This window comes from Butyrivibrio sp. (genome assembly GCF_017635265.1).
Lineage (GTDB): Bacteria > Bacillota > Clostridia > Lachnospirales > Lachnospiraceae > Butyrivibrio.
Window position 1 is genome coordinate 19,313 of record NZ_JAGBLU010000043.1, and the last position, 8,518, is coordinate 27,830.

Here is an 8,518-nt window from a genome sequence, read left to right on the forward strand (position 1 = left end):
TCAGCCCTCCAAATATTGTTTAATACTTTCTCCTATTGCTTTTCCTAATAATGGCGGAACTGCATTTCCCACCTGTACATACGTCTCCTGTTGATTGCCAACAAATTCAAAATCATCAGGAAATGACTGTATTCTAGCTGCCTCTCTTACTGAAAGTGTTCTATTCTCCGTAGGATGAATGTACATATATCCATCCATTCCAATATGAGCTATTACAGTCCAAGACGGTTCCTTCATTACGAGCCTCTTTAATCTGTCCTTGAAGATATCCTCCCTGAACGGAAGAATCTGTCTTATTTCAGGAGACAAATCCATATATATACTTCCTTGTGCCATGTGCGGAAAAACACGCTTAGCTCTATCATTAGACATCCTACAGATATTGTTCATAACGGTCTTTCCATTACCATATGATCTCATCAGTTTCTGATACTCTGTCAATCTATCTACTTTTGAATATGGCATCTCAGTAATACGCCAATTATCTGTAATCTTAGGCAAATCACCAATCGCATCCTCAACAGTTGTACATGGTTTTAACTTCTTTGATTCTTCATCTGTCTGATCGTAATAATGAGTTGGTTTAGGATAGTTAAATTTTTTATCAGTCTTTTTATGTGCTACAAGCATCATTCTTCTTCTAGTCTGTGGAACACCATAGTATACAGCATTAACTACTTGAACCGGTTTCACAACTTCATATATGCCTTCGCCATTACCATCTTCATCTTTGCCAATACTCTCTATTATTTCTACTGCTGTATTGAAGATTTTTCCCTTATACTTAGTAATAAAATTTGGAACATTCTCTATTACAAAAATCTCTGGTCTGAAATAATCTACATACTTTAAATACTCAAGAAACAACTGATTTCTTGGATCTTCTGACACAGGTTTTCCTGTAACAGATCTAATCTTTGCATCTCCTATTGTTGAAAAAGTAGGGCATGGAGGTCCTCCAATAATTACATCAACATGATTTGTTCCTATAGTTTCTGCAAACTTCTCAGGTGGTATTTCTCTGATATCTCCAAAAATAGTTTTTGAGTGCTTGTGGTTAAGCTGATGTGTCTTTGCTATAACCTCTTTTAACTCAATACCTCCAATACACTCGAAGCCAGCAAGCTCTAATCCTTTTGAAAAGCCTCCTGCTCCGCAAAATAAATCAATAAATTTATATGACATCTTGCTCGTTATCCTTTGTCTCTTTTTCTTCTATTATGTCCAAATACTCTCTTATAGTTTTGGCAAAGGTTTCTGCCATCAAAGGCGGAACTGCGTTTCCAACTTGTTTGAATTGGTCAGTTCTAGATCCCTCAAACACAAAATCATCCGGGAATGATTGTATTCTTGCCGCCTCTCGGACAGTAAATGTTCTTGCCTGGGTCGGATCAGGGTGAATAAAAAGATTTCCATCCTTATAAAGATGAGCAACCACTGTTTTGCCAGGTCTGTCGCTCTCCTGAACTGTATACCTATTACCAAAATGCTTTGGATCATGATGTATTAAATCCGGTCTCACCTTCTGCAAATCTTTCAACTGCCAATTCTTATGTTCGCTTAGAATTCTATATCTTTCACGATCTTGTTCATTATGCTGTCTTGCAGAATGGTTATAAACTATTCCGCTGTCATTAGATATCTTCTTTAAATATGCATTAGTAAGATTTGTTGGCTTAACTCGCTGTATATTTTCTCCTTCTCCTGGTTCCAACTTTGGCAAATCCAATATAGCCTCTCCTACTGTCACATAATTGGGAAGATTTTCATCTGTGTCCGAATGTGTTTTGGGGATGCTGTTATAAACATCCTTTATATCCAGATAATCAATATCTTTTCTAATACCAATGATAATTACACGTTCTCTTATCTGAGGTACACCATAGTCAGCTGCATTAAGCAACAGAGTTTTGGGGTCCGTGACAATGTTGTAGGTCTTGCTCATTTCCCTAACAATTATGTCAAAAATCTTTACGCCCTTAGGTCTAGCTGTCAGAAGTCCTTTTACATTTTCAAAAATAAACATCTTCGGTTTGTAATGATTCAGAACCTGAAGATAGTTTTCAAAAAGGTAATTTCTAGGATCATTACTCATTCCGTTTGGATCCTGAGCCCTTCCGACACTTGAAAATGCCTGACATGGAGGACCACCTATAATAATGTCCACCGGTTCATGGATTCTCTTATCCATATCTTCAAGCAGGCCATCTCGTGTGATATCGTCACACATTACTGCTTCTCTTATGTCGTCTTCAGAGTAACCATAATGCTTCATCCTTGTCCGAAGAGTCTTACAAGCTGCCTCATCAATTTCAAGATGTAGCAACGCTTTGTATCCATCTCTATAAAAGCCTTCACTAAGTCCACCACAACCGGCAAACAAATCAATAAATCTGTACTCTCTCTTACCCATTACTTTTTTCATCCTCCTCTACAAAACTTGCAATATCGCCCAAATCGCAATTCAGCGTTTCACAGATCTTCTCCAACACTTCCAACGAAACAATTTCATTTTTCCCCAGCTTCGCCAAAGTGCTTGTGCTTATTCCCGAAGCAGCTCTCAATTCCGTTTTGTTCATCTTCAAATCAAGCAGCTTATGCCATAACCGATTGTAATTAACCATATGTCTGCCTTCCATTTATACTGCAAAAACAATTGAATAAACAATATAACTCCATTTAAAATTTTATCATTTCTATAGTAACTGGGCAAACATAATATTTGACCAGTCAAATATTCTCCCTTCTTAAGAACTTGTGTCAGAAAGATTATTCCGTAGATTATTCTCATATGCTTACACACTTACACTCTATTAATGACACATTAAGAGTCCTATAAAAATACCAGCTCTCTAAGTCAGTATTCATCTGGGTTTGAGGCATTTTTTTGCGAACAAAAAGATGAGCCATGTACACCTTCAAATAAAAAACTGCCCTGGTTTACATTACGTACTACTTGAATACATGTCCTACACAAACCATCACACATCTGCTATTCTTTTTTCGCGAGGTAAACAATAATGGCTAAATCAAGAACTGAAGAAGAGAAAAAACGCATGAGCAACATCGCTGATAGGATGCGCTTAGAAAGACTGAGTCGTGGATATACTCAGGAAGAATTCGCCGAGATGTTAGAAGTATCATCACGACAATATGGCAGATACGAAAATAAAAAAGCTGGCATTCCCTTTAATGTCATCTTTGGTCTTCGCGATCTTGGCATAGATCTTTCATATTTGCTCGATGGAGTGACATACCGGGACCAGCTAATCCGGCACTGTTTCCAAACAATGCCTCAAGATATGCTTTTACCAAAACTGTCAGTTCTTAGAAATGCGTCACATGATTTTGACACAGCTAAAGAACAGGAACAGCCTTTGATCCTTGAAAAAATGATAAATATAGTCAATGATTTATTGAAATATGGAAAAGAGCACTACTATGATCCTAAACTAAGAGAGGTTCAGGAAATCCGCTATGATACACTGTTTTATGAAGCATGTCGTGATGAGTTGATTAAAAAGCATTCAACCGCACACAGACCTCAGATAAAATAATGACTCACTTTTTCAATCATCCACAGGTCTCACCACTATACTCCATTCCAAACACGGTGCAGAGCATTCCCTCTAATGCCATAATATGAGCGGAATTGAAAAAACTTATAGCCTGGTCTTTATCTTTTTCGCTTACAACATCGTACTTATCAAAATCAAAAAGTTGCTTCTGGACCCATGACATGCTCATAACATTATGATAAAGATGGGCTGAGAATCCTTCAGAAACAATCAAAATGATCAGCACCGTTCTTACTTCTTTGGCAAAGTTTGGAGTCGCGCTTATAGACTCGTTTGTAGACATCACTATATCCGCAATCTTCTTTGCTCTTTCCACATCATCTTCAGCAGTTATATTTCGTATCTGATCTAAATATTTTGATTCCATATCGTGTCTCACAGTCTCCTTGTTCTGAATGCTTCAATAAAAACATCACAGCTCCTAACAAAAATGTTAGTGAGCCACCTACATATCCTATTGTATAATATAGTCGTTCGATCAGCTAAGGTATACATGAGCAAAAGATATTTTATTGATAGTGAAAACGTCGGAGATAATTGGATATCTCTGCTTGATACTGTTGCAGAAGAAGATGAGATTCTTGTTTTTTATACTGCGAAAAGTCCGCATATGAATTATAAAAATCTGATCACACTTAAGAAGTCTCCTAAGGATGTGACATTCATCGAATGCTGCGAGGGTAACAATGCACTTGATTTCCAGTTATGTACAGAGCTTGGATACCAGGTCCATGACATTGGGGATGATGAATACATTATCGTTACCAATGACACTGGCTATGATGCAGTTGTTAAATACTGGAAAGACAGAGGAATTGCATTAAAGCGTATCACCGGAAAAGCCTGTATACAGAAGCAACAGTCCTCCGATAAAAAAAATGAACCAGGCCTTGTTGATATAGAAACTGTTATTCCCAAGCCCGTTGAAATCCAGGACGATGGAATCCCGGATGAGGCAAAAGAGATCCTCTATATCTTAGGGCGGGATCAGCTGCAACCACTTCACGAGTCGCTGCACCAGATTTACGGAAAACAGGGCGTCACCTATTACAATGCTTTTAAGTCTAATGCGACTTATAACAGTTACATTGAAAACCACAAAAAGAAGAGCCTTGCAGACAAACAGAAATCTTACTGTCAGATAGTTTTTGCACATGCCAAGGGCAAGACTGCAATGCCATCTGATTTTCCGAAATTTGTAACTGAAACCTGGAAGAAGAAAAAGAATCTCAATTCATTTCGGTCTTCCTTGCAGACCAAATACGGAAAAGATGCTAGTGAGAAATACTATACTCTGATCAAGGCTCATATAAAAATCTTAGACAAAATCAAATAAAGGAGAGCTGATCGATCCGGCGAGGGTTTATCCCTCGCTGTTTTTATGCCGCCATCTCAAGATCATTCTCCAACTCATTCCCCCAGGTGTCCCATCCCAGAGTCTTTTGTCTTGCAAACAGCTCCACCCTTGGAACATCCCCCACAAGTCTCACGATCCTGTCTCTTGTCTCTGCCGGCTTCTTACTATGTTCTTCTATGTGACTGATAATAACCTGATGGACTGCAGAGTCGATTCGCTTTGGACGACCTTTGGTTGCAAGCAGGCACACCTCAGCGTTGGATCTCGTCCAGTAGCCCATACCCCAGAAAAGAGAATCCGATTTTTTATTTTGTTTCACCCAGACAAAGGCCACAGTTTTAAATTCAAATCCCCAGGCATCGATGACATCAAATGCCTCTTTCAGATTCGGAAAAGTTGCCCACATGAAAAGAATCGAATCGTCTGCAGCAATTTCTTTTACCGGAAGCTTGCAGATGTCCTCCAGCTTCATTGTCGGATAATGATTCTCTGCGCTCCTGCCTTTCCCTTTTTCTGTTCTGACTCGGAACCGCCAAGGTGGATCCGCATAGATGACTTCATATTTTTTCTTCAGTGCCGGAGTCTTTTCTTTTACCCCGGCATCCGTTTTGTTGTTACCCTTTACAAATTCCCTGATCATTTTTATTTGTTCCTCCCGCAAAAGTCCCGCGCGTCATCCCCATCCCCAAAGGGGTAGAGTAAAGTGGCAAGTGGGGTTTCGATATATACCCATCGAAACTCACTTGTTGGGGCACATCCCCAATCCCCTCGCTTCAGATTAAAATCTGACTACGCTCCTTCCGGAGCTGAAAGAAATTCCGCCAAGAAGATGGCAAATGACGTTTGGTTGTTGTTAATAGATAGAGGCAGCCACGATGGACTGCCTCAAAAGATTATCGTGAACGTTCACGATTTTTATTCTGTTCCTGTTCTTTTCCAATACCAAGTATCTGGTCGATATCATATTTTGCAGTCTGATATGTCTGCATATCTTTTCTGACTTCCTTGTACTCGGCATAGGCAGCTCGTTTCTTCGCAAGCACTTCATAATACTCAGCACTCAGTTGTTTAAAAGAAAGTATCTTCCCTTTGTGCTTATCGAAAACATCTTTGGCTGCTTTATGAGTCATGATGTCATCTTTATGTTCTTCAAAAAACTTCCTACTGTAACCAGACTGTCGGTACTGCTGATATATTTCTTTTGTCCTGGAATAGTCTTTGATGGTATCACGAAGGCTGTCGATTTCCTTAAGACGTTTCTCATATCCTTTGATATCATCGGAGAGCTTTGAGAATCTATCGGAAGCATCTCCTGCCATCTTCTCCAGCTCGTCATAAGTTCTGAGTCCCTTCTCCTGAAAAAACAGAATTGCTTTCATTACATTTTTTACATTGAACTTCTTCGCCCACATCTCATAGCCAGGACCTTTTCCCTGAGCAATGATGTCCTGAATATTTAACAGAAGATCAAACTTGTCGTCTCTGTAAAATGGTTTCTCTGTTTTTTTTGGAGCCTCTTCTTTCGGAACTGTTCCCTTCTCAATACCTTCAAACTTTTTCTGCAGATCTATTTCCGTGTAGCCATCTCCAAGAGAACGGAAGCGGATAAATCTCTGCTGACCGTTTCCCCTAACCGAAATATGCTTGCCACGTTTTATCTCATAGCCCTGTTTTGATAATTCAGATAACAGGTCATCAAAAGAGCCTGGCCTTTTGGAAAGAGCCACATCGATTGATTCCCTGAGCTTGTCCCGGAAGGTAGGACCTCTTTCTTCATGGATATAGGTTGTCTTACTGTGATAAGGCTGTGGAGCTATTACAGACAATCCATTCTCCATGCAGATAAGATTTGAAAGTCTTCCAAGTGCCATCCCTGACAAAAGAAAATCCTTAAACTTCCTGTCACCACTGAGGGCAGTTGAGTTAAAGATAATATGATTATGAATATGTGCCTTGTCCGTGTGAGTTGACACCATGAAAGCATGATCACCTTTGGTAAACCTCATGGCAGTTTCATATCCAATCTTGTTTGCTTTCTCCGGTGTTATCTCCCCAGGCTTGAAGGACTGCCTAATCTGATATGCAATCACATCATTCTTAGGGTGCTTACCGGTCTTCTGCTCATATTCTCTTTTGGATAAAAGAAACTCTTCCACAACAGTCTTCGGATCGCAGGCATAAGATGAAATGTATTTCCCTTTTTCTGTTTTATCCGGGTTCATTTCATAATCTGTTCTGTCCTTTAGACACTTCGCCAGAGTCCTTCCCTTGTTCATATGTAATGATATAAGTCTTGTAGCTGCCATAGTTTTCTCCATAAAAATAAGTGCAGCTCCGAAGAGTTGCACTTATAAAAATAAGCTCAATTATTTGCTGTGATACATTTTAAATTCCGATATAATGCTCATTCCAGCAAACTGGAATTGTTAGCACTCTGTCTTATTGCACCGGAGGCATAAAGCATAAAATGCAATCGCTAGAAACTGTGATACCACAGACACAGTGACAAGATACACAGGATTCAAATCATACAGGGCACCGAGAAGCCAACTGCCCAGAAACCACGCAATACCAAATCCTGTCTCAAATATTCCGAAACCGGTGCTTCGCATGGAACGCGGGACGATTCCGCTGACAGCTGCTTTCATAATACTTTCCTGCGCACCCATTCCAATTCCCCACAGAATTATCCCAGCTCCGATCAACCAGGCATTTCCAGTCATAAAAACAAAATATGAGAAGAATGTGCTGCATAGTGTGGAAATGATCAGAGCCTTCAGCCCGACCTTATCATAAAGCCAGCCAAAGAATAGTGCAGCAAAGGCATCCACAGCCATTGCCCCAGCATATAGCAGGCTGAGCATGGATTCATTAAATGCTCCGGTATTAGCCGAATGAAGTGTGATCAGGGTGAAGTCTGCAAAGCCAAAAGCAAAAAAGCAGATGGCCGCCATGAACAGAACAAATGACTTCCTGAATTCAAAGCTTGCCGGTTTATCTTCCTGCTTTTCAAAGATCTCCGGATCAGGGTATCTTATCTTTGCTGTCAAAACAAGAGCTATGGTGATCATTGCAGGAACAAGCAGTATCGCAAAAGAGATTCTATATGTTGTAAAAAGGTCGTCTGTACCTTTTACAAGAGCTGTTACAAAAAGCAGTACCGGTCCGAGAAACGCGCCAAGCTGATCCAGAAACTCCTGATAGGCAAAGCCTTTTCCGGTTCCGATCTCGCTAGCCGCAAAGCTTACCAATGTGTTTTTGGCAGGCTTTTTTATCGCTTTTCCGATACGCTCCAGGATCACAAGACCGCAGGCCCAAATCCAGCCATGTTCAGGTACGAGTGCCAGTGCAGGAATCGCCAGAGCCTGTATTACATAGCCTGTGATAACAAATGTCCAGTATTTCTTCGTTTTATCTGCTATAAATCCGGATATGAGCCTTAGTGAATACCCGCACAATTCTCCTATACCGGACACAAATCCGATGGTTGCAGCGGATGCCCCTGCGAGGTTCAGATATTCGCCCAATATGCTTCTGGCGCCTTCATGAGTCATGTCCGAAAACAGACTTACGATTCCCATCA

At 40.2% G+C, this 8,518-nt stretch carries 9 protein-coding genes; 2 read left to right on the top strand and 7 right to left on the bottom strand.

Annotated elements, in window-relative coordinates:
- Genes J6O61_RS06000 through J6O61_RS06010 form a run of 3 tightly spaced genes read right to left on the bottom strand, consistent with a single transcriptional unit; the run spans position 1 to position 2,624 of the window.
- Positions 1-1,185 (bottom strand): DNA cytosine methyltransferase, encoded by a 1,185-nt coding sequence (locus J6O61_RS06000; protein WP_292210782.1) that lies wholly within the window; start codon positions 1,183-1,185, stop codon positions 1-3.
- Positions 1,175-2,425, bottom strand: a complete 1,251-nt coding sequence (locus J6O61_RS06005; protein WP_292210785.1) for a DNA cytosine methyltransferase — start codon at positions 2,423-2,425, stop codon at positions 1,175-1,177. The genes J6O61_RS06000 and J6O61_RS06005 overlap by 11 nt, the downstream gene beginning before the upstream one ends.
- Positions 2,406-2,624, bottom strand: coding sequence for a helix-turn-helix domain-containing protein (locus J6O61_RS06010; protein ID WP_292210787.1), 219 nt, complete (start codon positions 2,622-2,624; stop codon positions 2,406-2,408). Before J6O61_RS06010 ends, J6O61_RS06005 begins: the two co-directional genes overlap by 20 nt.
- 396 nt (positions 2,625-3,020) lie before the next feature.
- Between J6O61_RS06010 and J6O61_RS06015 the strand changes: the two genes are divergently transcribed.
- Positions 3,021-3,557, top strand: a complete 537-nt coding sequence (locus J6O61_RS06015; RefSeq protein ID WP_292210789.1) for a helix-turn-helix domain-containing protein — start codon at positions 3,021-3,023, stop codon at positions 3,555-3,557.
- Positions 3,558-3,573: 16 nt separating this feature from the next.
- On the opposite strand, the gene J6O61_RS06020 is transcribed toward J6O61_RS06015, so the two are convergent.
- A complete protein-coding gene (locus J6O61_RS06020; RefSeq protein ID WP_292210791.1) occupies positions 3,574-3,945 on the bottom strand; it encodes a hypothetical protein in 372 nt (123 codons plus the stop codon).
- Between the two features lie 126 nt (positions 3,946-4,071).
- Between J6O61_RS06020 and J6O61_RS06025 the strand changes: the two genes are divergently transcribed.
- Positions 4,072-4,914 (top strand): PIN domain-containing protein, encoded by an 843-nt coding sequence (locus J6O61_RS06025; protein ID WP_292210794.1) that lies wholly within the window; start codon positions 4,072-4,074, stop codon positions 4,912-4,914.
- Between the two features lie 43 nt (positions 4,915-4,957).
- Here the strand turns inward: J6O61_RS06025 and J6O61_RS06030 are convergent, their stop codons facing one another.
- The 3 genes from J6O61_RS06030 to J6O61_RS06040 form a co-directional block, all read right to left on the bottom strand.
- A complete protein-coding gene (locus J6O61_RS06030) occupies positions 4,958-5,575 on the bottom strand; it encodes an MT-A70 family methyltransferase (protein WP_292210797.1) in 618 nt (205 codons plus the stop codon).
- Between the two features lie 253 nt (positions 5,576-5,828).
- Positions 5,829-7,241, bottom strand: coding sequence for a relaxase/mobilization nuclease domain-containing protein (locus tag J6O61_RS06035; protein ID WP_292210799.1), 1,413 nt, complete (start codon positions 7,239-7,241; stop codon positions 5,829-5,831).
- A 120-nt stretch (positions 7,242-7,361) separates the two neighbouring features.
- Positions 7,362-8,516, bottom strand: a complete 1,155-nt coding sequence (locus J6O61_RS06040; RefSeq protein ID WP_292210801.1) for an MFS transporter — start codon at positions 8,514-8,516, stop codon at positions 7,362-7,364.
- Positions 8,517-8,518 lie beyond the last annotated feature (2 nt).

Coding starts and splice junctions, on each gene's coding strand:
- J6O61_RS06000 (WP_292210782.1), bottom strand. CDS start 1,185: ATGTCATATAAATTTATTGATTTATTTTGCGGAGCAGGAGGCTTTTCA.
- J6O61_RS06005 (WP_292210785.1), bottom strand. CDS start 2,425: ATGAAAAAAGTAATGGGTAAGAGAGAGTACAGATTTATTGATTTGTTT.
- J6O61_RS06010 (WP_292210787.1), bottom strand. CDS start 2,624: ATGGTTAATTACAATCGGTTATGGCATAAGCTGCTTGATTTGAAGATG.
- J6O61_RS06015 (WP_292210789.1), top strand. CDS start 3,021: ATGGCTAAATCAAGAACTGAAGAAGAGAAAAAACGCATGAGCAACATC.
- J6O61_RS06020 (WP_292210791.1), bottom strand. CDS start 3,945: ATGGAATCAAAATATTTAGATCAGATACGAAATATAACTGCTGAAGAT.
- J6O61_RS06025 (WP_292210794.1), top strand. CDS start 4,072: ATGAGCAAAAGATATTTTATTGATAGTGAAAACGTCGGAGATAATTGG.
- J6O61_RS06030 (WP_292210797.1), bottom strand. CDS start 5,575: ATGATCAGGGAATTTGTAAAGGGTAACAACAAAACGGATGCCGGGGTA.
- J6O61_RS06035 (WP_292210799.1), bottom strand. CDS start 7,241: ATGGCAGCTACAAGACTTATATCATTACATATGAACAAGGGAAGGACT.
- J6O61_RS06040 (WP_292210801.1), bottom strand. CDS start 8,516: ATGGGAATCGTAAGTCTGTTTTCGGACATGACTCATGAAGGCGCCAGA.